A 20,845-nucleotide genomic window follows, 5' to 3' on the forward strand; every position below is an offset into this window, starting at 1 on the left:
CCGCCCACCAGCGCGGCATGCGCGTGATCATCGACTTCGTCATGAACCACACCAGCGACCAGCACCCGTGGTTCCAGGAGTCCAGGAAGGACCCCGACGGCCCCTACGGCGACTACTACGTGTGGGCGGACGACGACAAACAGTTCCAGGACGCGCGCATCATCTTCGTCGACACCGAGGCCTCCAACTGGACCTACGACCCGGTCCGCAAGCAGTACTACTGGCATCGCTTCTTCTCCCACCAGCCGGACCTGAACTACGAGAACCCGGCCGTGCAGGAGGAGATGATCTCCGCGCTGAAGTTCTGGCTGGACCTGGGCATCGACGGGTTCCGGCTGGACGCGGTGCCGTACCTGTACCAGGAGGAGGGCACCAACTGCGAGAACCTGCCGGCCACCCACGCCTTCCTGAAGCGGGTGCGCAAGGAGATCGACGCGCAGTACCCGGACACGGTGCTGCTGGCGGAGGCCAACCAGTGGCCCGAGGACGTCGTCGACTACTTCGGCGACTATCCGAGCGGCGGCGACGAGTGCCACATGGCCTTCCACTTCCCGGTCATGCCCCGCATCTTCATGGCCGTGAGGCGCGAGTCCCGCTACCCGGTCTCCGAGATCCTGGCCAAGACCCCGGCCATCCCCTCGGGCTGCCAGTGGGGCATCTTCCTGCGCAACCACGACGAGCTCACGCTCGAGATGGTCACCGACGAAGAGCGCGACTACATGTGGGCCGAGTACGCCAAGGACCCCCGCATGCGCGCCAACATCGGCATCCGCCGGCGCCTCGCCCCCCTGCTGGACAACGACCGCAACCAGATCGAGCTGTTCACGGCCCTGCTGCTGTCGCTGCCCGGCTCGCCGATCCTGTACTACGGCGACGAGATCGGCATGGGCGACAACATCTGGCTCGGCGACCGGGACGCGGTGCGCACACCGATGCAGTGGACCCCGGACCGCAACGCCGGCTTCTCCTCGTCCGATCCGGGGCGGCTGTTCCTGCCCACGATCATGGACCCGGTCTACGGCTACCAGGTCACCAACGTCGAGGCGTCGATGGCCTCGCCGTCGTCCCTGCTGCACTGGACCCGCCGCATGATCGAGATCCGCAAGCAGAACCCGGCCTTCGGCCTCGGCTCATACACCGAGCTGCCGTCGACGAACCCGGCGGTGCTGGCGTTCCTGCGGGAGTACGAGGACGACCTGGTGCTCTGCGTGAACAACTTCTCACGGTTCGCGCAGCCCACGGAGCTGGACCTGAGCGCCTTCGAGGGACGGCACCCGGTGGAGCTGTTCGGCGGCGTCCGCTTCCCCGCCATCGGCGAACTGCCCTACCTGCTCACCCTCGGGGGCCACGGCTTCTACTGGTTCCGGCTTCGCAGGGACGCCGTGTGAGGCCCGGAAGGGCCTGTTGAGGCCAGATCCGGGGAGCGGGCCGCAAACCCCCGCGGCGGGGCGTTTCTCCTGCCCCGCCCGGGGCACGCATCAGTAACACCCCGCCCACCCGCGTGAGCCGGAGGAGCGCCCCGGGAGCCGCCGAAGCCCCCCGGAGGAGACGCACCCACCATGGGTGAAAGGACGCGACGCCATGCCGGAAGCCGTCACACGTACCGTCACCACCCCGCCCGGCCTTCTTGCCTCCCTGGATCCACTGCTGCGGGAATGGCTGCCACGTCAGCGCTGGTTCGCCGGCAAGGGACGTCCGGTCACCGGGTTCACGCTGGTCGCCGCCACCGAGCTGCTCCCGAGCACCGGCAAGCTCGGCCTGTACCACCTGCTGGTCCGCACCCACCAGCCGCTCGTGCCGTCCCATGGGGCGCCCGACCACCCCGGCGACTGCTACCAGCTCCTGATAGGCGTGCGCGAGGCGCTGCCGCCCCGGCTCGCGCCCGCGCTGATCGGGCACCTGTCGACGGGGCCGCTGGCCGGCCGGACGGTCTACGACGCCCTGCACGACCCCAGGCCGGCCGAGCTGCTGCTGGAGGCCCTGCGCACCCAGGCCCGGATCGGCGTACTCCGCTTCGAGCGGGACGAGCGGCAGGACATCCGGTCCGGACTGGTACCGCGCGTGGTGACCGCGGAACAGTCCAACTCGTCGATCGTCTACGGAGATACGTTCATTCTCAAGCTGTTGCGCCGGATCGTGCCCGGCGTCAACCCCGACCTCGAGCTGCCGCTGGCGCTGGCCCGCGAGGGCTGCCCCCGGGTGCCCGCGCCGACGGCCTGGATGGTCGCGGACGTCGACCCCACGGCCGACCCGGTGGTCTCGGCGGGGTCGGCGGACCTCGCCGGACAGCCGTACGTGCTGGGGGTGCTCCAGCCGTTCGTGCAGGGCGCCTCGGACGGCTGGGAGCTGGCGCTGCGGGAGCTCGCCAAGGGTGAGGACTTCGGCGCCGAGGCGCGGGCGCTGGGGCGGGCCACCGCCGAGGTGCACACCGCGCTGGCCCGGGCGTTGCCGACCGTCACCCTCGGTCATGTGCAGCTGGAGCTGATGGTCGGCGGCATGATCGAGCGCCTGGAGGCGGCCGTTCAGGCGGTGCCGGCGCTCAGGCCCTACGCCGGCGGCCTGAGGTCGGCGTTCACGGCGCTGGGTGATCTGGCCTCCGAGGGCCGCACCTGGACCGCGCAGCGCGTGCACGGCGACCTTCACCTCGGTCAGTGCCTGCGCTCGCCGGCCGGCGAGTGGTGGCTGATCGACTTCGAGGGTGAGCCGGCCCGGCCGCTGCCCGAGCGGCGCATGCCGCAGCCGGCGGTGCGGGACGTCGCCGGGATGCTGCGGTCCTTCGACTACGCGGCGCGCTCGGTCGGTCCGCCCCAGCCGGACTGGGCCGAGACCTGCCGTTCCGCGTACTGCTCCGGATACGCCGAGGCCTCCGGCCGCGATCCGCGCACCGACCCGGTGCTGTTGCGCGCCTACGAGACGGACAAGGCGATCTACGAGGTGGTGTACGAGGCCCGGCACCGCCCCGACTGGCTGCCGGTGCCCCTGGCCGCCATAGAGCGGCTCGCCTCGTCCGGCCACTTGACCTGACCCACCCTCGCCCTGGAGGCTCCGCCCGTGACCCCCCGCCCTGAGTCCAGCGGTTCGCGTCCCGAGAGGACGGCCGGGGAGAAGATCCCCGAGCAGCCCACGGCCGCCCAGCAGAAGAGCGCCGCGAAGAAGACGGCGGTGCCGAAACAGGCAGCGGCCAAGAAGGGGACGGCTGCCGCGAAGAAGGCCGCCGCCAAGAAGACGCCCTCCGCGCAGTCGCCCGCGGCGAAGGCCGCCGCGAAGAAGGCTGCCTCGGCGAAGAAGACGGCTCCGGCGAAGACGACGGCCCCGAAGAAGGCGGCCGCCGAGAAGGCCGCCACGAAGAAGGCCGTCACGAAGAAGACGGCTTCCGCGACGGCGACCGCGGCGAAGTCCACCGCCGAGAAGGTGGCGGCGACGAAGGCGGCTGCCGCCGGACAGCCCACGCCGAAGAAGGCGACCGCCAAGAAGGCGACCGCCAAGAAGGCAACCGCCAAGAAGGCGACGGCCAAGAAGGCGGTGGCCGAGAAGGCCACCACGACGAAGGCGGCCGCCGCCAAGGCCACCGGCGCCACGACGTCTGCCGTGAGCCCCCCGGCGAAGAAGGCCGCCGCGAAGAAGGCGCCTGCCAAGAAGGCCACCACCAGGAAGCCCACCACCGGGGCAACCACCACCACGGCCACCGCCGCCGGGACGGCTCCCACCGGCACGGCCGCCGCCGCGAAGGCCGCCCCCGCCCAGGTCGCCCCGCCGGAGATGGAGATCGCCGTCTCGCCGGCCGTCGACGCGGCGGACCGGGAGCGGCTGCTCCACGGCACGCACCACGACCCGCACTCCGTGCTCGGCGCCCACCCCGTGCCCGGCGGGGTCGCGTTCCGGGCGTTCCGGCCGTACGCGCGGTCCGTGACCGTCCTCTCCGGAGAACTCCGGGCGGAGCTGCACGACGACGGCGAGGGCTTCTTCTCCGGGCTGCTGCCGCTGACGGAGGTCCCGGCGTACCGGCTGCTCGTGGCGTACGAGGGTACGGTCCAGGAGACCGAGGACGCCTACCGCTTCCTGCCGACGCTGGGCGAGCTGGACCTGCACCTGATCGGCGAGGGCCGGCACGAGGAGCTGTGGACGGCGCTGGGCGCGCACCCGACGACCCACCAGGGCGTGACCGGCACCCGGTTCGCGGTGTGGGCGCCGAACGCGCGCGGCGTGCGCGTGGCCGGCACCTTCAACTTCTGGGACGGCACCGGGCACGCCATGCGGTCGCTGGGGACGTCCGGGGTGTGGGAGCTGTTCCTGCCGGACATCGGCGAGGGCGAGCTGTACAAGTTCGAGATCACCCGGCCCGACGGGTCGAAGACGCTGCGCGCCGACCCGCTGGCCCGCCGCACGGAGGTGCCGCCGGCGACCTCGTCGGTCATCACGTCCTCGCGGTACGAGTGGGGTGACGCCGAGTGGCTGGCCCGGCGCGCCGATGCCCCGGCGCACGAGTCGCCGTTCTCGGTGTACGAGATCCACCTGCCGTCCTGGCGACCTGGACTGACGTACCGTCAACTCGCGGACCAGCTCCCCGCGTACGTCAAGAAACTGGGTTTCACGCACGTCGAGCTGATGCCTGTCGCCGAGCACCCGTTCGGCGGTTCCTGGGGGTACCAGGTCACCGGCTTCTACGCGCCCACGGCCCGCCTCGGCACGCCCGACGACTTCCGGTACCTGGTCGACAGGCTGCACCAGGCCGGCATCGGCGTCCTCATGGACTGGGTTCCGGCGCACTTCCCGCGCGACGACTGGGCGCTCGCCGAGTTCGACGGCCGCCCGCTGTACGAGCACGAGGACCCGCTGCGGGCCGCGCATCCCGACTGGGGCACGCTGGAGTTCGACTTCGGACGCAACGAGGTGCGCAACTTCCTCGTCGCGAACGCGGTGTACTGGTGCGAGGAGTTCCACATCGACGGGCTGCGCGTGGACGCGGTGGCGTCCATGCTCTACCTCGACTACTCCCGCGAGCCGGGCCAGTGGACGCCCAACGAGCACGGCGGCCGGGAGAACCTGGACGCGGTGGCGTTCCTGCAGGAGATGAACGCGACGGTGTACCGCAGGGTGCCCGGTGTGGTCACGATCGCCGAGGAGTCCACCGCGTGGGACGGCGTCACCCGGGCCACCCACCACAAGGGGCCGAGCGGCTTCGGCGGGCTCGGGTTCGGGCTGAAGTGGAACATGGGGTGGATGCACGACTCGCTGCAGTACATGAGCCACGAGCCGGTGCACCGCAAGTACCACCACCACGAGATGACGTTCTCGATGGTGTACGCGTACAGCGAGAACTACGTGCTGCCGATCTCCCACGACGAAGTCGTGCACGGCAAGCGCTCCCTGGTGTCGAAGATGCCGGGCGACTGGTGGCAGCAGCGCGCCGGGGTGCGGTCCTACCTCGGCTTCATGTGGGCCCATCCGGGCAAGCAACTGCTCTTCATGGGCCAGGAGTTCGCGCAGGGCGCCGAGTGGTCCGAGGCGCACGGGCCCGACTGGTGGCTGCTGGACCCGGGCTACGGGGCCGAGGCCGACCACCGGGGCGTCCGTGACCTGGTCCGTGACCTCAACACCGTGTACCGCGCCACACCGGCCCTGTGGCGGCTCGACACGGACCCGGCCGGATTCGAGTGGATCGTCGGGGACGCCGCCGACTACAACGTCCTGGCGTTCCTGCGGCTGGACGAGGAGGGCACCCCGCTGCTGGCGGTGTCGAACTTCGCGCCGGTCGTCCGCCAGGACTACCGGCTGGGCGTGCCCGAGGACGTCCCCGCCTGGCACGAGGCCGTCAACACCGACGCCGCCCGCTACGGCGGCAGCGATGTCACCAACCCCGACGCGGTCAAACCCGAGGCCCAGCCTTGGCACGGCCGGCCGGCGAGCATTCGCCTGACCCTGCCCCCGCTGGCGACGGTGTGGCTGCGCCCGGCGTAGCGTTCCGCGCGCCGCAGTACGACCCGGCAGGCGGCTGCCTGCCCGAGCCGCCGGCGCACGTCCCCATGGACAGGCAGGGTTGAGCGCCGACCGTACTGCCGCACTGTCCGCACCGCCCACTGTGACACTGCTGTGACGGGAGGAGTGGCTTCCGCCACAGCAGTGCCCTCGGGGTCCTGGTGGGGTGGCCGCATGCGTGCCGTCCCGCTCACCTCGCAGGTACTGCCGTGCTGACGGACCTCGGGGTCCCGTCGGCCTGCGCCGTCTTCGCCCTCGCCGCCGCGCTGCTCGCCATCGGCACGGGCAGCGCGGCCGAGCCGCGTGCCCGGAAGGCCGCCGGGGCGTCGTGACGCTGCTGCCGGTGTTCGCCGGACTCGTACTGGTCCAGGTCGCGCTGCGCGGCCTTCTGACACATCCGCGGCTGCCGCTGTGGCTGCGGACCGCGGTGTTCTGGGCGGCGCCCTGCTGTGCCGTGACCTGGACCATGATCATGACGGCGGACGATCCCTTCCTGTTCCCGGAGACCGCCCCCTGCCCCCGCGAGCCGATGCGGGAGGGCTTCCTCGGGGGCGGGAAGGCCTGGGGGGTGTCCACGCCGTTTCCGCCCCGGGCCTACTGCCAATGGGAGGACGGCACCACCTACGACCTCGCGCCCGGCGCCGTGTTCGTGTTCTGGGTCTTCTTCGCCCTGACGGTCCTACCACTGGCGGCCGGGCTGTGGCACGCCCTGCGGGAGCCCGAAGCCCTGCGGCGGTAGGCGTGTTCCGAGCTGTCGACGGCCGGTGCGGTCGCGTAGGACTGGGCGCCCAGGGGCGACGCCCACCGCACCGGCCGTGCGCCGGCGGTGACTACGACACGAACTGTTACCGGTCCTGCACGAGGTGCTCGGCCAAGGCCTTCGGCAGCTCCCCGGTGTGCAGCACGCCCAGCCGCTGGGTGGCCCGGGTCAGCGCCACATACAGGTCACTGGTGCCGTACCGGCCGGGCTCGACCACGAGGACGGAGTCGAACTCCAGGCCCTTGGCCTGCCGCGGGTCGAGCAGGACGACCGTCCGCGTGAGGTCAGGTTCGGCGCCCGCCGTGACCCCGTCCAGCCGGGCCGCGATGCTCCGGTGGAGGTCGCGGGGCGCGATCACCGCGAGCCGCCCCTCGTCGGGGGTGAGCTCCCCGACCGCCTCGGCCACCGAACCCGGCAGGTCGCCGGTGGCCCGTGCCCAGGGGCGTACGCCCGTGGAGCGGACCGAGCTCGGCGGCTCGAAATCCGGCTGCTCGGCGCGCACCACGGCCGCCGCCACGCCCATGATCTCGGCCGGGGTCCGGTAGTTGACGCCCAGCCGGGTGTGCTCCCAGCGGTCCTCCACGAACGGGGCGAGGATGCCCGCCCAGGAGCCGACCCCGGCCGCCTCCGCGGTCTGCGCGGGGTCGCCGACCAGGGTCATCGAACGCGTCGGGCTGCGCCGCATCAGCAGCCGCCACGCCATCGGCGACAGCTCCTGCGCCTCGTCGACGATGATGTGGCCGAACGCCCAGGTGCGGTCGGCCGCGGCGCGCTCGGCGGCGCTGCGGTGGTCGTCCTCCTCGTGCCGCTCGGCGAACCGCTCGGCGTCGATGATGTCGTGCGCGGACAGCACCTCGGAGCTCTCGGGGTCGTCCTCCTCCTTGTCCTCGAACTCGTAGGTCCGGGACGCGTACGACACCTCGAGCACGCCCTGCGCGTAGGCGATCTGCTCTTCCCGCTCGCGCGCGGCGCGCTCCCTGGCCAGGCGATCGTCCTCGCCGAGGAGCTCGGCGGCCTCGTCCAGCAGCGGCACGTCCGCCACCGTCCAGCGCCGGGTCACCGGGCGGCGTACGGCGTCGGCGTCCTCGGCGGAGAGGAACTCCTCCGGGGCGGCGAGGAAGTCGGCGACGAGCCGCTGCGGGGTGAGCACCGGCCACAACTGGTCGATCGCGGACCAGACGTCGGGGTTCTCGGCGAGGTCGTCGCGGATCTGGGTGATGTCGCTGGGGTCGAGCAGGCTGGACCCGTCGAAGGGGTCGGTGCCGATGCGCTCGGCGTACAGCTCGGTGAGGGTGTTGAGGATGTGGCCCTCGAAGTGCTCGCGGGCCGCGTTGTGGGGCAGCTTCGCGGCCCGGGTGCGCTCGCGGGCGACCTTCACCAGACCGTCGTCGAGCATGAGGACCTCACGCTCGTGCTCGATGGCGATCACCGGGTCGGGCAGTGCCTGCCGGCCGCGTACGACCTCGGCGAGGACGTCGGCCATGCCGGCGCGGCCCTTGACGGCGGCGGCCTCGGGGGTGTCGGCCGCGGTCGCCTTCACCCCGGGGAACAGCTCGCCCACGGTCGCGAGGAGTACGCCCGTCTCACCCAGGGAGGGCAGCACCTCGCCGATGTAGCCGAGGAACGCCGGGTTGGGCCCGACGATCAGCACCGCCCGCTTGGCGAGCAGTTCCCGGTGCTCGTACAGCAGATACGCGGCGCGGTGCAGGGCGACGGCCGTCTTGCCGGTGCCCGGTCCGCCCTCCACCACCATGACGCCGCGGTGCGGGGCGCGGATGATCCGGTCCTGGTCGGCCTGGATGGTCTGCACGATGTCGCTCATGCGGCCGGTGCGGGCGGAGTTGAGCGCGGCGAGCAGCACGGCGTCACCGGTGGGGTCCTCGTGACCGGTGCGGGTCTCGTCGCCGAGGTCGAGGATCTCGTCGTGCAGATGGGTGACCCGGCGCCCGTCCGTCGCGATGTGCCGTCGCCGCCTCAGGCCCATCGGGGTGTGGCCGGTGGCCAGGTAGAAGGGTCGGGCGACGTCGGCGCGCCAGTCGATCAGCACGGGGGTGCGCTCGGCGTCGTCGGTGCGCAGCCCGATGCGGCCGATGTGGTGGGTGGTGCCGGAGGTGAGGTCGATCCGGCCGAAGCACAGGGAGCCGTCCACCGCGTTCAGTGCGGCGAGCAGCCCGGATCGCTCCGCCACGAGGATGTCCCGCTCAAGTCTTGCCTGCATGGGGGTGTCGCCCTGCGCGAGCGCGTCCGTGACGGAGGTCTCGGCGTCGCCGCGCAGCGCGTCCACGCGTGCGTACAACCCGTCGATGAATTCCTGCTCCTGCCGCAATTCATCGTCCGGAAATTCGGTGTTTGACAATTCCGCTCCCGCCCGGATATACTGTGCTCACTGAACTTCACTGTGACTTCTTCGAACTGAAGTCACGAACGGACAAATATACGCAAGGAAATCCCCCGGGCGCAATTGCCCGGGGGATTTCTCCTCTTCAGGTCGGCATCACAGCACGTCGGCGAGCTCCTCCAGCAGCCGCCGCTTGGCCCGCGCTCCCACCATCGACTTCACGGGCTCACCGCCGCGGAACACCATGAACGTCGGCATGGAGAGCACCTTGTAGGCGTTCGTGGTCAGCGGGTTGGTGTCCACGTCGAGCTGCACCACCTTCAGACGCTCCCCCACCTCCGCGGCCAGCGCGCTGAGCACCGGTCCCATCTGCCGGCACGGCGGGCACCAGTCGGCGGTGAACTCCACCAGCACCGGAAGGCCGGCGCCGATCACCTCCGCCTCGAAGTCCGCGTCCGTCACATCGATCACCATGTGCGCCCTCCCAGCTCGCACCGTGGCTCCGGACCCCCCGGAGCCTCCGCCTCGGCGGCCAGCTCGGCCCGCGCGAGCTGCCGCGCGACCGTCTCCCGCACACCCGTCAGCTGGCTGATCAGACTGTCCAGTTCATCCAGCTTGCGCCGGTAGACCGCGAGCGACGCCGGGCAGGAGTCGCCCTCGGGATGGCCGGCCCGCAGACATTCCACGAAGGGCCGCGTCTCCTCCAGGCCGAACCCGAAGTCCTGCAGTGTCCGGATCTGCCGGAGCAGCCGCAGATCGCTCTCGTCGTAACTGCGGTACCCATTGCTCGTCCGCCGCGCGGGCAGCAGCCCACGCGACTCGTAGTACCGCAGCGTCCGCGTCGTGGTCCCGGCCCGCGCGGCCAGCTCGCCGATTCGCATGCGGTCGAACGTAATCCTTGACGCCCGCGTCAGGGCAACAGCGGCTTCCGCTCCACCGGGGAGGTCAGCACGATCGACGTCGTCGTGCGTCCCAGCGCGGACACCTCCTCCAGGATCTCCTCGAGATGCACGGTGTCCCGCACGGCCACCTTGAGGATCCAGCAGTCCTCCCCGACCACGTGGTGCACCTCGGTGATCTCCGGCCGCTCGATCAGCTCCAGGGTCCTGGGGTGCTTCAGGTTGTACCCGCCGTGCGGGTTGACCCGGATGAACGCCTGGATGCCGTAACCGAGCCGGGCTGGCACGACCCGGGCGCCGTAGCCGGTGATCACGCCCGCCGCCTCCAGTCGCCGCACCCGCTCGGTGACCGCCGCCGGACTGAGCCGGACCCGGCGGCCCAGCTCGCTGAGCTTGATCCGGCCGTCGGTCTGGAGCAGTTCGAGGATCTGCCGGTCCAACGCGTCGAACGCCACCGATGTTTCGTCGGCGGCGGCCCGCAGATGCCGTGGTTCTTTCGGTGCGGCGGCCTGAACTCCCATGGTTCCCCCTTCAGAGCGTGGATGTACGCCGGGAGAATTATGGCCATGAAAAAACCCGTGGAAGTACTGGTCATCGGCGGCAACCGTTACGTCGGAAAGCGTCTCATCGCACGGCTCCTCGGCGAAGGCCACCGCGTGACCGTGCTGAACCGGGGGTCCTTGCCGCCTCCCGCCGGGGTGGAGCAGCTGCTCGCCGACCGGGACGACGAAAGGTCGCTGACCGGTGCGCTCGGGCCGCGCGTCTTCGACGTCGTCGTCGACCAGGTCTGCTACACCCCGCGCCAGGCCGCGATCGCCCGCCGCGTCTTCTCCGGACGCACCCGGCGCTATGTGATGACCTCGACGGTCGAGGTGTACGAGTACGAGGACTCGCCCGCCCTGGTGCGGGAGGAGGCCGTCGACCCGTTCACCGTCGCCGTCGACCCGGGCCTGCCCTGGGACGATCCCGCGTTCCTGGAGTCCCGCTACGGGGAGGGCAAGCGGCAGGCCGAGGCGGTCCTCGCGGCCGGAGGGGAGTTCGCGTCCACGGTGGTGCGGGTGGCCCATGTGCTGGGCGGGCACGACGACTTCACGGGCAGGCTGGCCCACTACGCCGAGCGGATACGCACCGGCGAGCCGATCGCCGTCCCGGCCCGGAACCAGCCGGCCACGTACGTCCACGTCGAGGAGATCGCCCGCTTCCTGGCCTGGACGGCGGGCGAGGACTTCACGGGGCCTGTGAACGCCGCCTCCGGCGGGCCGCTGACCACCGAGGACCTGTGCGAGGCGGTGGCCGCGCACGTCCCGGGCGGCCGCGCCGTGTTCCGGCCCGTCGAGGTCGGTGAGGTCTCGCCGTTCTCCTTCCGGCGCTCCTACGGCATGGACAACGCCCGCGCCGCCCGGCTCGGGTACACCTTCCCCGACGCCCGGCAGTGGCTGCCGCGCGCCGTCGCGGAGACCCTCGGGAAGGGCGCCTGACATGCGGTACAGGACACTTGGCGGACTGCGGGTGAGCGCGGTCGGACTCGGCGCCATGCCGCTGTCCATCCAGGGCCGACCGGACGAGGAGCGTGCCCTGGCAACCGTGCACGCCGCGCTCGACGCGGGCGTGACCCTGCTGGACACGGCCGACTCCTACCATCTGCCGGGCGCTGAGCCCGGCCACAACGAGCGCCTGGTGGCCCGCGCGCTCGCCACCTACGGCGGTGACACCTCCGGCGTCCTGGTGGCCACGAAGGGCGGCCGCGGCCGCCCGGCCGGCGGCGCCTGGACGGTGAACGGCTCCCCCCGTCACCTCAAGGCCGCCGCCGAGGCCTCGCTCAAACGCCTCGGCGTCGAGGCGATCGGCCTCTACCAGCTGCACAAGCCGGACCCCGCGGTGCCGTTCGAGGAGTCGGTCGGCGCGCTGCGCGAGTTGCTCGACGCCGGCACGGTCCGGCTGGCCGGTGTCTCCAACACGGACGCGGACCAGATACGCCGGGCGCGCGAGATCCTCGGCGACCGGCTGGTGTCGGTGCAGAACCGGTACTCCCCCGCGGTCCGGGACAGCGAGCCGGAACTGCGGCTGTGCGCGGAACTGGGACTGGCGTTCCTGCCGTGGAGCCCGCTGGGCGGACTGGCCCGCAGCTCCCTGGACGGGCCGTCGCGCACGGAGGGGGCGGATCGCTTCGCCGCCTTCCACGCGGTGGCCCGGGAACGCGGTGTCAGCCCACAACGGGTCGGCCTGGCCTGGCTGCTGACGCGGTCCCCGACGGTCGTCCCCATTCCGGGGGCGAGCCGCCCGGAGACGATCAGGGACTCGGCGGCCGCAGCGGACCTGCCGCTCACCCCGGAGGAGCGCGCACGCCTGGACGAGGCCGCCGCACCGGTCCGCGCGTAGCACCTGTCGCGGCACCGGCCCGGTCACCCGGGGGCGGCCGCCCGGCATCCCGCGCCCACTCACCGCGCGCCAGGCAGCAAGACAACCGCCCGGCGGTCACACGGACCACCGGGCGGCGGGGAACACGCTGCGGGACCTGTCACACCAGCGGCCCCGTCGCCCAGGGCGCCCCCCGGCGCCGGGTGCGTACTCTCCGCGTGCCGAACGGCGGGAAGACGCGCACTTTGGAGCCTGCCCGCACCAGCGACCCCATCCCCCGGGGCAGCCGCCGGCATCCAGCGCCCACTCACCGCGCGCCAGGCGGCAAGACAACCGCCCGGCGGTCACACGGACCACCGGGCGGCGAGGGAGGGGGACACGCACTCTGGAGCCCGTCGGGAGAGCGGCCCCGTCGCCCGCGGGGCGGACGCGCGGCGTGGTTCTAGCGGGTTGCGGAGGGCTGCAGCTCCCGCTCCCGGTCCTCCGCAGGCCCGCCGTCCGCGGTCCTGTCCTTGCCGGGCAGGAGCAGCGCCACGAGCAGCGTCCCGACGCCCAGGACCACCGCCCCGACCAGACTGGTGTGCGCGACCGCGTCGGCGAACGAGGAACCCACCGCGTCGGCCATCCGACGTGCTCCGGCGCCGAGTTGCTCGGCCTGCGCCCGAAGCCGCTCCGCCTGCTGCGGGTCGCTCGTGTGCGCCGCCTGCTCGGCCAGCTGCCGCGCCTTGTCCCCGATGCCCCGCGCCACCGCGTACCCGGCCCCGACGGAGTCCTGGGCGGTCTCCAGAGAGGAGGCGGGAAGCTTGCTGCCGGCCGTCGCGTCCGACAGGTGACCGGAGTACGAGGTCGCCAGCAACGAGCCGAGGACCGCGATGCCGAGCGAGCCGCCCAGCTCCAGCGAGGTGTCGTTCACGGCGCCGCCGACGCCCAGCTCGGACTCCGGGAAGGCCCCCATGATCGCGTCCGTGCAGGGCGACAGGGCGAGCCCGATCGCGAGGCCCAGGACGACCAGGGGCGCGACGAAGTCGCCGTACGACGACCCGGCGTCGACCCGGGTGAGCAGCGCCAGCGCCGCCGTACCGCCGACCATGCCGGCCGTGACGGTCCACTTCATGCCGACCCGCGGGGTGAGGTAGCCGGTGAGGGCCGAGCCCACGAAGACGGCACCGGCCAGCGGCAGCATGCGCAGGCCGGTGTCCAGGGCGTCGTAGCCGAGCACGAACTGCAGGTGCTGGGTCAGGTAGTAGAAGGCGCCGAAGACGGCCAGGAAGAACAGGGCGACGGCGAGGTTGGAACCCGCGAAGCGGCGGTCGGTGAAGCGGCGCACGTCGAGGAGGGGACGCGGGTGACGCAGCTCCCAGAGCACGAAGGCCACGAGTCCGGCGCCCGCGACGGCCGCCGCCGTGATCGCCCGGACGCCCCAGCCGAAGTGCGGCCCCTCGATAATCATGTAGACGAGCGCACCGGTCCACACCACCGACAGCAGCCCGCCGACGTAGTCGATGCGCTCCCGGTGGCCGGCCCGGGACGGCGGCACCAGGACGAACGCCCCGACGACGGCCAGGGCGGCGACGGGAACGTTGATGAGGAACGTCGACGACCAGCCGTGGTGCTCGAGGAGCGCCCCGGCGACCAGCGGTCCGGCCGCGATGGCGAGTCCTGCCGTGGCGGTCCACAGGGTGATGGCCTTGGCGCGTTCGGCACGCGGGAACGTCGCGGCGAGCAGGGACAGTGTGGCGGGCATGATCATCGCGGCGCCCGCTCCCATCACGGCACGCGCCGCGATGACCGCCGTGGAGCTGTCGGCGAGGTAGCCGAGGACCGCGCCCGCGCCGAACACCACCAGCCCGAGGACGAGCGCGCCCCGGCGGCTGTACTTGTCGCCGATCGCGCCGAGCAGCAGCATCAGCGCGGCGTACGGGACGGTGTAGCCGTCGATGACCCACTGGAGGTCCGCGCTGGACAGGCCGAGGTCCTGAGTCATGTCGGGCGCGGCCACGGTGAGGGCGGTGTTCGCCATCACGATGATCAGCAGGCTCAGGCAGAGCACGAGGAGCGCCCACCAGCGGCGTGCGTAGGGGCGTTCCATCCTCTCGGCCGGTTCGGTCACGACGAGTCCCATGGCGGGCTGCCTTCCTCCATCGACTTGCACAGGGGTGTGCATTTGCACAACACTGTGCAATGTACGCCGTTGCACAGTACTGTGCAAGTCGATGGAGGAAGGACAGAATGACGTCCATGACCACGGGCAGCACCAGCCGCGCCGACGCCAACCGGCGCCGCATCCTCGACATCGCCCTCACCGAGCTGCTGCGGGACCCCGACGCGTCCATGGACCAGATCGCCCGCGCGGCGGGCGTCGTACGCCGGACCGTCTACGGGCACTTCCCGAGCCGCGAGGCGCTGATCAGCACGCTCGTCGACGAGGCGGTGGCGGCGCTGTCGGCCGCGCACGCGGCGGGCCGCGAGGGTGTGGGCGATCCCGCGGAGGCGGTGGCGCGCTCGGTGCTGGCGGTGTGGGAGATCGCCGACCGCTACCGGCTGCTGGTCGCTCTCGCCCAGCGCACGGTGACCATGCAGGGCATCCGGGAGCGGCTCGCGCCGGTCCGTGAGGCGAGCATCGGGCTGTTGCAGCGCGGCCTGGACGAGGGCCTCTTCGCCTCACCGCTGCCGGCGCCGGCCCTCGCGTACGTGCACGAGCAGATGCTGTTCGCGGTGATGGAGGCGGTGAACGACGGCCTGCTGACAGCGCAAGAGGCGGGCCGCTGCGCCGCGGTCACCGTACTGACCGCGGCGGGCGTGCCCGCCTCGAGGGCCACCGAGCTGGTGGCGAAGCTGAACGTCTGAACTTCTGGACTTCTGGACTTCTGGACTTCTGGACTTCTGGAAGTCACAACCGGGCGGCTGAGCGACGGGGGGACACCCAGCCGCCCGGATCCTGGGGGGCGGCGCGGCTCTCAGGCCTTCGCCAGCTCCTTCTCGCCGCCCGGCTCGGGCGCCTCGACGTGGTCGTCGGCCGGGGCACCGCCGTGGCCGTCGTCCAGCAGCGTCGTCTCGTCGAAGGGCAGCCGGCCGGCGAGGACCTCGCCCACACGCTCCTTGTCGATCTCCTTCGTCCAGGTGCCGATCAGCACGGTGGCCACGGCGTTGCCGGCGAAGTTGGTCAGGGCACGGGCCTCGCTCATGAAGCGGTCGATGCCGACGACCAGGCCGATGCCGTCCACCAGGGCCGGCTTGTGCGACTGCAGACCACCGGCCAGGGTCGCGAGGCCCGCACCGGTGACACCGGCGGCGCCCTTGGAGGCGACCAGCAGGAAGAGCAGCAGCGGGATCTGCTCGCCGATGGACATCGGGGTGCCCATGGCGTCGGCGATGAACAGCGAGGCCATGGTCATGTAGATCATGGTGCCGTCGAGGTTGAAGGAGTAGCCGGTCGGGACGGTGATGCCGACCACCGGCTTGCTGACGCCCAGGTGCTCCATCTTCGCGATGAGCCGCGGCAGCGCGGACTCGGAGGACGAGGTGGACAGGATCAGCAGGAACTCACGGCCCAGGTACTTGAACAGCGTGAGGATGTTCAGGCCGGAGATCACGCGCAGCAGGATGCCGAGCACGACGAAGACGAACAGGAAGCAGGTCACGTAGAAGCCGAGCATCAGCACGGCGAGGCTCTTCAGAGCCTCCAGGCCCGCGGAGCCGGTGACGGCGGCGATGGCGCCGAAGGCACCGATCGGGGCGGCCCACATCACCATCGCGAGGATGCGGAAGACCAGCCGCTGGATGTGCTCGATCCCGCGCAGGATCGGCTGGCCGGCCGAGCCCATGCCCTGCAGCGCGAAGCCGGCGAACAGAGCGATCAGCAGCGTCTGCAGGACCGACTCGTTGGTGAAGGCCGAGACGATTGTGGTCGGGATGATGCCCAGCAGGAAGTCGGTGGTGTTCGTGGAGGCCTCGGGGTCGATCTGTGCGTGACCGGCCTCCTTGACCGCGTCGGTCATCGCGAGGCTGGAGCCCGGCTCCAGGATGTTGCCGACGACCAGGCCGATGCCCAGCGCGACCAGCGACATCACCATGAAGTAGCCGAGGGCGATGCCGCCGACGGCACCGACCTTCGCGGCCTTCCGCACCGAGCCGATGCCCAGCACGATCGTGCAGAAGATGATCGGCGAGATCATCATCTTGATCAGGTTCACGAACCCGGTGCCGATCGGCTTCAGCTCGACAGCGAAGTCCGGTGCGGCCAGACCCACCGCGATACCGGCGGCGACCGCGATGATCACCGCGATGTAGAGGTAGTGCGTGCGGTCCCGCTTGGGTTTGCGTGCGGCAGGTGCCGTATCGGCTGCGCTGGTCACGGCGGCCCTCCTTGACGACGTCGTCGGCATCACCGGCGTGCGGCTCACGTCCGGGAAAACTCCGGGAAACTCCGAGAAACAGGGAGCGGGACTCCCGGAGATGCGTTATGGGGAATGCCGTGACTATGTCCTGCTCTGTGAGCGCGGTCACCCTTCCGTTCATTTAGTTCACAATCAGCCAAGGGGCAGACTGACGACATGCGCCTCACCGTCCCCGGTCCCCGCAGTCTGGCGGGCCAGCTCTTCGCCATGCAGGCCGTGCTCATAGCGGTCGTCGTGGCCGGATATGCGCTGTTCACCTACATCAGTGACCGCAGCCAGGCCGAGGAGGCCGCGACGCGCCAGGCCAGGGCGGTGGCCCGGTCGGTCGCCGACTCCCCGTCCGTGCGGGAGGCGATCCGCGCCCCGGACCCGTCGGCCGAGCTCCAGCCCTACGCGATGCAGGTCATGCGGGACACCGACGTCGACTTCGTGACGATCATGAACCCGCGGGGCACCCGCTGGACCCACCCCGACCCGGCCCAGATCGGCCAGACCTTCCGCGGCCACACCGACAAGGCCCTGCACGGGCAGACCTTCACCGAGACCTACACCGGCACGCTCGGCCCGTCGGTCCGCGCGGTGACGCCGGTCCAGGACGGCAACCGGATCGTCGGCCTGGTCAGTGCCGGCATCCGGGTCGAGGCGATCAGTGAGCGCGTGCAGAGCCAGGTCACGGCCCTGGTCGGCGTGGCGGCCGGTGCTCTGGCCCTGGGCGCCGTCGGCACCTACGTCATCAACGCCCGGCTGCGCCGCCACACCCACGGCATGAACGCGTCCGAGCTCAGCCGGATGCACGACTACCACCAGGCCGCCCTGCACGCGGTACGCGAGGGGCTGCTGATGCTGGACGGGCAGTACCGTGTGGCGTTGATCAACGACGGAGGTCGGGAGTTGCTCGGCGTGGCCGGGGACGTGGTGGGCAGGTCGGTGGCGGAACTGGGGCTCCCGGCTCCGCTGACGGGTGCGCTGCTGGCATCGGAGCCGCGCGTGGACGAGGTGCATCTGACGGCGTCGCGGGTCCTGGTGGTCAACACCTCGCCGGTGTCGGGCGGCGAGCGGCGCGGCACGGTCGCCACCCTGCGCGATGTCACCGAACTCCAGTCCCTGATGGGCGAGTTGGACTCCGAGCGGGGCTTCACGCAGGCACTGCGCTCACAGGCGCACGAGGCGGCGAACCGGCTGCACACGGTCGTCTCGCTGATCGAGTTGGGCCGGGCGGAGGAGGCGGTGGAGTTCGCGACGGCCGAGCTGGAACTGGCGCAGGCGCTGACCGACCAGGTCGTGGCGGCGGTGAGCGAGCCGGTGCTGGCGGCGCTGCTGCTGGGCAAGACGGCCCAGGCGAACGAGCGGGGCGTGGAGCTGATGGTCTCCGAGGACAGCAGCCTGGACGACGGACTGCTGCCTGAGACCCTGCCGGCGCGGGACCTGGTGACCATCCTCGGCAACCTGATCGACAACGCCGTGGACGCGGCGCAGGGCAGCGCCCGGGCACGCGTGACGGTGGCCGCCTTCACCGAGGACCGGGAGAGCTCACCGGAACTGGTGCTGCGGGTCTCGGACACGGGCCCGGGCGTCGACCCGGAGCACGCCGAGGCGGTCTTCCAGAGGGGCTTCTCGACGAAGCCTGCGGGCCCGGGCGGCCGGGGGCTCGGACTGGCGCTCGTACGTCAGGCGACGCAGCGACACGGAGGCTCGCTCTCGGTGACGGAGGCCGAAGGGGGCGGGGCCGAGTTCGAGGTACGGCTGCCGCTGGGCGAGACGGGCGGTCCGTCCGGGGGGCCCGCCCCCGAGCGCTTGGCCCCTGCTCCCGCCGTCCCATCGTCCACAGCCCCCGCGTCCCGGGACGCGGTTTCCGAGGGCTCCATGTCCAGGGGCCCTGGAGGCCAAGCATGACGAGCGACACCACGAGAGAGAAGGCCATCCGCGTCCTGGTCGTGGAGGACGACCCGGTGGCCGCCGACGCCCATGTCCTCTACGTCGGCCGGGTCCCGGGCTTCGTCGCCGTGGGCAAGGCCCACACGGGCGCGGAGGCCCGCCGGACCCTCGACCGCACCCCGGTGGACCTGCTCCTGCTGGACCTGCACCTCCCCGATGTGCACGGCCTGCAGCTGGCCCGCTCCCTGAGAGCGGCCGGCCACCACGCCGACGTGATAGCGGTCACCTCGGCGCGCGACCTGACCGTGGTCCGCGAAGGAGTCTCCCTCGGTGTCGTGCAGTACGTCCTGAAACCGTTCACCTTCGCGACCCTGCGGGACCGGCTCGTGCGCTATGCCGAGTTCCACGCGGCGGTCGGCGAGGCGAGCGGCCAGGACGAGGTCGACCGGGCCCTCGCGGCCCTGCGCGCACCCGGCCCGGCCGCCCTCCCCAAAGGCCTGAGCGCGCCGACGCTCGAGCGGGTGACGGTGGCCCTGCGGGACAGCGCGGAGGGCCTCACGGCCGCGGGTGTCGCGGAGACGGTGGGCATCTCGCGCATCACGGCCCGCCGTTACCTGGAACACCTGGTCGACGCCGGCCGTGCGGCCCGCCGCCCGCAGTACGGGACGGTGGGACGGCCGGAGTTGCAGTACCGCTGGGTCACAGGTCATTGACGGGTAGGCAGCCACCTTGCGCCCACCCTCCCCCTCGCCCAGCGGCACGACTGCCCGCAGCGGTGGCGGTCGGCGCTCCAGGTACTCGGCGTGGGTGCTGGGGGCGGGGCGTTGCGCAACCCGGCGTCGCGGGGTGCCGCTGCGCCCACCCGTGCCGCCCCAGCGGCACGACTGCCCGCAGCGGGGGCGAAGCGGCTGCCCGCAGCTGGGACGGCCGGCAGCCGCGTATGGCGAGAAGGGGACGTGTCGGGGGGTGTCCGCCCGCAGCGGTTGGCGCGTCAACGGACAGACACTCGTCATCCGACTCCATCGCGCCGTTCCGAGGACGGACACCCCCCGACACGTCCCCGACCCACCCACCCCGCACAGGCGAAGCCCCCACGATCTCGCACAGCCCCGGGACAGCCAAACGTACGGATTGCGCCGCGCCTCCCCCTCCTTCACCCACCCGATCGAGCTGTCGGCCACGCCGTACTCCCCTTCGACGTCCGCCCACAAGGACGACACCCGCGGCGCCCCGTCCGCCCCCAGCATCGCGAGATGCCAGAAGCCCACCGCCGCCAGCCGCTCTCGAATATGCCCGTTGAGCTTGCCGTTCACGTTTCCCCACACCCCTCCGGACCCCCGTCCGGCGGCTCCGCCCCCCCCTCACCCCCGTCCCACCCCAGCCCGCGAGACGCTCGTCACCCCCGCCCGAACCCACCAGTAGCCGTACTTTCCTACAATCCGTGTTCCTGGCCGAACAGACCGTAGTCGCCGCAGCCCCACGCCCCTAGCTTGTGGCCCGTGCGCCGACCTTCTCCCCGTCCGAGCGAACCGACCCCTACCCCCACACCCCCGCCCTTCAACGCTCCCGCGGCCCGACGCCTGCGCGCAGCCCTGGGCATGACCCCCGAACACGTCGCCCACGACATGCGCGTCTCCTACGGCCATCCCCGCATCACCCCGGACCACGTCATGGCATGGGAACGCGGTGCCGCGGCCCCGTCCGGCCCCGAACTCACCGCCCTCGCGGGCGTCCTGTGGTGCTCGCCGGGCGAACTCATCGGCAGACCCCGCACCCTGCGCGAGCACCGCATCGCCCGCGGCCTGGCCCCCGAGGACGTGGCCCGTGTCGTCGGGCACGAACTCCACGCCTATCTGCACATGGAGGAGACCGACACCTGGCGCGGCACCGACCGCCAGTCCGCCGCGCTCGCCCACCTGCTGGGCCTGCGCCTGCCCGACCTCGTCACCGTCACGGGCCGTGACGCCAGACTCGGCGACCTGCTGCGCAGCGCCGTCATGAACCGCTGGCAGGCCCATGTGCGCCAGGTGTCGAAACTCGTTCCCCTGGAGCGGCACTTCCTGGAGAGCGCCCTCCGGGCCCTGCACCAGGACTACCAGGGCCACATGGCCGCCACCCTGAGCCGGGGTGGCGGAAGGAGCGACGCCGGCGATCTGGCCCGCGACTTCCTCGACCGGATCGTCGACCACTTCTGGACGAGAGTCCAGGCGGCCCCTCCCGGGAATCGATGAGGCGAGCCCGG

General features: G+C 71.8%; 17 protein-coding genes. 11 read left to right on the forward strand and 6 right to left on the reverse strand.

Features of this window, described 5'->3' with window-relative positions; all coding sequences use genetic code 11:
- The 5 genes from treS to IE212_RS31445 all read left to right on the forward strand — a co-directional run.
- On the forward strand, positions 1 to 1,388 hold a 1,388-nt coding region (treS, locus tag IE212_RS31430), incomplete at its 5' end, for a maltose alpha-D-glucosyltransferase (RefSeq protein ID WP_190201378.1).
- Positions 1,389 to 1,581: 193 nt separating this feature from the next.
- Entirely contained in the window at positions 1,582 to 3,024 is a 1,443-nt protein-coding gene (locus tag IE212_RS31435; RefSeq protein WP_190201379.1) for a maltokinase N-terminal cap-like domain-containing protein, read from the forward strand.
- 27 nt (positions 3,025 to 3,051) lie between these two features.
- Entirely contained in the window at positions 3,052 to 5,958 is a 2,907-nt protein-coding gene (gene glgB / locus IE212_RS31440; RefSeq protein WP_190201380.1) for a 1,4-alpha-glucan branching enzyme, read from the forward strand.
- Between the two features lie 227 nt (positions 5,959 to 6,185).
- The gene (locus tag IE212_RS35480) at positions 6,186 to 6,308 is read left to right on the forward strand and encodes a hypothetical protein (protein WP_268250807.1); all 123 of its coding nucleotides are present in this window, start codon (positions 6,186 to 6,188) and stop codon (positions 6,306 to 6,308) included.
- Positions 6,305 to 6,715, forward strand: coding sequence for a hypothetical protein (locus tag IE212_RS31445; RefSeq protein ID WP_190201381.1), 411 nt, complete (start codon positions 6,305 to 6,307; stop codon positions 6,713 to 6,715). The genes IE212_RS35480 and IE212_RS31445 overlap by 4 nt, the downstream gene beginning before the upstream one ends.
- Before the next feature lie 106 nt (positions 6,716 to 6,821).
- Here the strand turns inward: IE212_RS31445 and IE212_RS31450 are convergent, their stop codons facing one another.
- From IE212_RS31450 to IE212_RS31465, 4 genes are all read right to left on the reverse strand, one after another.
- Positions 6,822 to 9,110, reverse strand: a complete 2,289-nt coding sequence (locus tag IE212_RS31450; RefSeq protein WP_190201429.1) for a HelD family protein — start codon at positions 9,108 to 9,110, stop codon at positions 6,822 to 6,824.
- Positions 9,111 to 9,230: 120 nt separating this feature from the next.
- Positions 9,231 to 9,548, reverse strand: a complete 318-nt coding sequence (locus IE212_RS31455) for a thioredoxin family protein (protein WP_308430262.1) — start codon at positions 9,546 to 9,548, stop codon at positions 9,231 to 9,233.
- Positions 9,542 to 9,955, reverse strand: a complete 414-nt coding sequence (locus tag IE212_RS31460; protein ID WP_190201382.1) for a MerR family transcriptional regulator — start codon at positions 9,953 to 9,955, stop codon at positions 9,542 to 9,544. Before IE212_RS31460 ends, IE212_RS31455 begins: the two co-directional genes overlap by 7 nt.
- Before the next feature lie 29 nt (positions 9,956 to 9,984).
- A complete protein-coding gene (locus IE212_RS31465) occupies positions 9,985 to 10,494 on the reverse strand; it encodes an Lrp/AsnC family transcriptional regulator (RefSeq protein ID WP_229864659.1) in 510 nt (169 codons plus the stop codon).
- Between the two features lie 45 nt (positions 10,495 to 10,539).
- Here IE212_RS31465 and IE212_RS31470 point away from each other — a divergent pair, with 45 nt between their 5' ends.
- Complete coding sequence (locus IE212_RS31470) at positions 10,540 to 11,451, forward strand: NAD-dependent epimerase/dehydratase family protein (protein ID WP_190201383.1); 912 nt, start codon at positions 10,540 to 10,542, stop codon at positions 11,449 to 11,451.
- A 1-nt stretch (position 11,452) separates the two neighbouring features.
- A complete protein-coding gene (locus tag IE212_RS31475) occupies positions 11,453 to 12,352 on the forward strand; it encodes an aldo/keto reductase (protein ID WP_190201384.1) in 900 nt (299 codons plus the stop codon).
- Positions 12,353 to 12,773: 421 nt separating this feature from the next.
- Here IE212_RS31475 and IE212_RS31480 read toward each other — a convergent pair whose 3' ends face one another.
- Entirely contained in the window at positions 12,774 to 14,453 is a 1,680-nt protein-coding gene (locus tag IE212_RS31480) for a DHA2 family efflux MFS transporter permease subunit (RefSeq protein WP_190201385.1), read from the reverse strand.
- 107 nt (positions 14,454 to 14,560) lie between these two features.
- Between IE212_RS31480 and IE212_RS31485 the strand changes: the two genes are divergently transcribed.
- Positions 14,561 to 15,178 (forward strand): TetR/AcrR family transcriptional regulator, encoded by a 618-nt coding sequence (locus IE212_RS31485; RefSeq protein WP_190201386.1) that lies wholly within the window; start codon positions 14,561 to 14,563, stop codon positions 15,176 to 15,178.
- A 110-nt stretch (positions 15,179 to 15,288) separates the two neighbouring features.
- Here IE212_RS31485 and IE212_RS31490 read toward each other — a convergent pair whose 3' ends face one another.
- The gene (locus IE212_RS31490) at positions 15,289 to 16,686 is read right to left on the reverse strand and encodes a cation:dicarboxylate symporter family transporter (protein ID WP_190201387.1); all 1,398 of its coding nucleotides are present in this window, start codon (positions 16,684 to 16,686) and stop codon (positions 15,289 to 15,291) included.
- Between the two features lie 198 nt (positions 16,687 to 16,884).
- Here IE212_RS31490 and IE212_RS31495 point away from each other — a divergent pair, with 198 nt between their 5' ends.
- From IE212_RS31495 to IE212_RS31505, 3 genes are all read left to right on the forward strand, one after another.
- The gene (locus IE212_RS31495) at positions 16,885 to 18,621 is read left to right on the forward strand and encodes a sensor histidine kinase (RefSeq protein ID WP_190201388.1); all 1,737 of its coding nucleotides are present in this window, start codon (positions 16,885 to 16,887) and stop codon (positions 18,619 to 18,621) included.
- Positions 18,618 to 19,316, forward strand: a complete 699-nt coding sequence (locus tag IE212_RS31500; RefSeq protein ID WP_190201389.1) for a response regulator — start codon at positions 18,618 to 18,620, stop codon at positions 19,314 to 19,316. The genes IE212_RS31495 and IE212_RS31500 overlap by 4 nt, the downstream gene beginning before the upstream one ends.
- 786 nt (positions 19,317 to 20,102) lie before the next feature.
- Positions 20,103 to 20,834, forward strand: coding sequence for a helix-turn-helix domain-containing protein (locus IE212_RS31505; RefSeq protein ID WP_190201390.1), 732 nt, complete (start codon positions 20,103 to 20,105; stop codon positions 20,832 to 20,834).
- Positions 20,835 to 20,845 lie beyond the last annotated feature (11 nt).

This window comes from Streptomyces djakartensis (assembly GCF_014651075.1).
GTDB lineage: Bacteria > Actinomycetota > Actinomycetes > Streptomycetales > Streptomycetaceae > Streptomyces > Streptomyces djakartensis.

Excerpts from the sequence above, each read along its gene's own strand:
- IE212_RS31435 (WP_190201379.1), top strand. The coding sequence starts at position 1,582 with ATGCCGGAAGCCGTCACACGTACCGTCACCACCCCGCCCGGCCTTCTT.
- IE212_RS31455 (WP_308430262.1), bottom strand. The coding sequence starts at position 9,548 with ATGGTGATCGATGTGACGGACGCGGACTTCGAGGCGGAGGTGATCGGC.
- IE212_RS31460 (WP_190201382.1), bottom strand. The coding sequence starts at position 9,955 with ATGCGAATCGGCGAGCTGGCCGCGCGGGCCGGGACCACGACGCGGACG.
- IE212_RS31465 (WP_229864659.1), bottom strand. The coding sequence starts at position 10,494 with ATGGGAGTTCAGGCCGCCGCACCGAAAGAACCACGGCATCTGCGGGCC.
- IE212_RS31470 (WP_190201383.1), top strand. The coding sequence starts at position 10,540 with ATGAAAAAACCCGTGGAAGTACTGGTCATCGGCGGCAACCGTTACGTC.
- IE212_RS31475 (WP_190201384.1), top strand. The coding sequence starts at position 11,453 with ATGCGGTACAGGACACTTGGCGGACTGCGGGTGAGCGCGGTCGGACTC.
- IE212_RS31480 (WP_190201385.1), bottom strand. The coding sequence starts at position 14,453 with ATGGGACTCGTCGTGACCGAACCGGCCGAGAGGATGGAACGCCCCTAC.
- IE212_RS31485 (WP_190201386.1), top strand. The coding sequence starts at position 14,561 with ATGACGTCCATGACCACGGGCAGCACCAGCCGCGCCGACGCCAACCGG.
- IE212_RS31495 (WP_190201388.1), top strand. The coding sequence starts at position 16,885 with ATGCGCCTCACCGTCCCCGGTCCCCGCAGTCTGGCGGGCCAGCTCTTC.
- IE212_RS31500 (WP_190201389.1), top strand. The coding sequence starts at position 18,618 with ATGACGAGCGACACCACGAGAGAGAAGGCCATCCGCGTCCTGGTCGTG.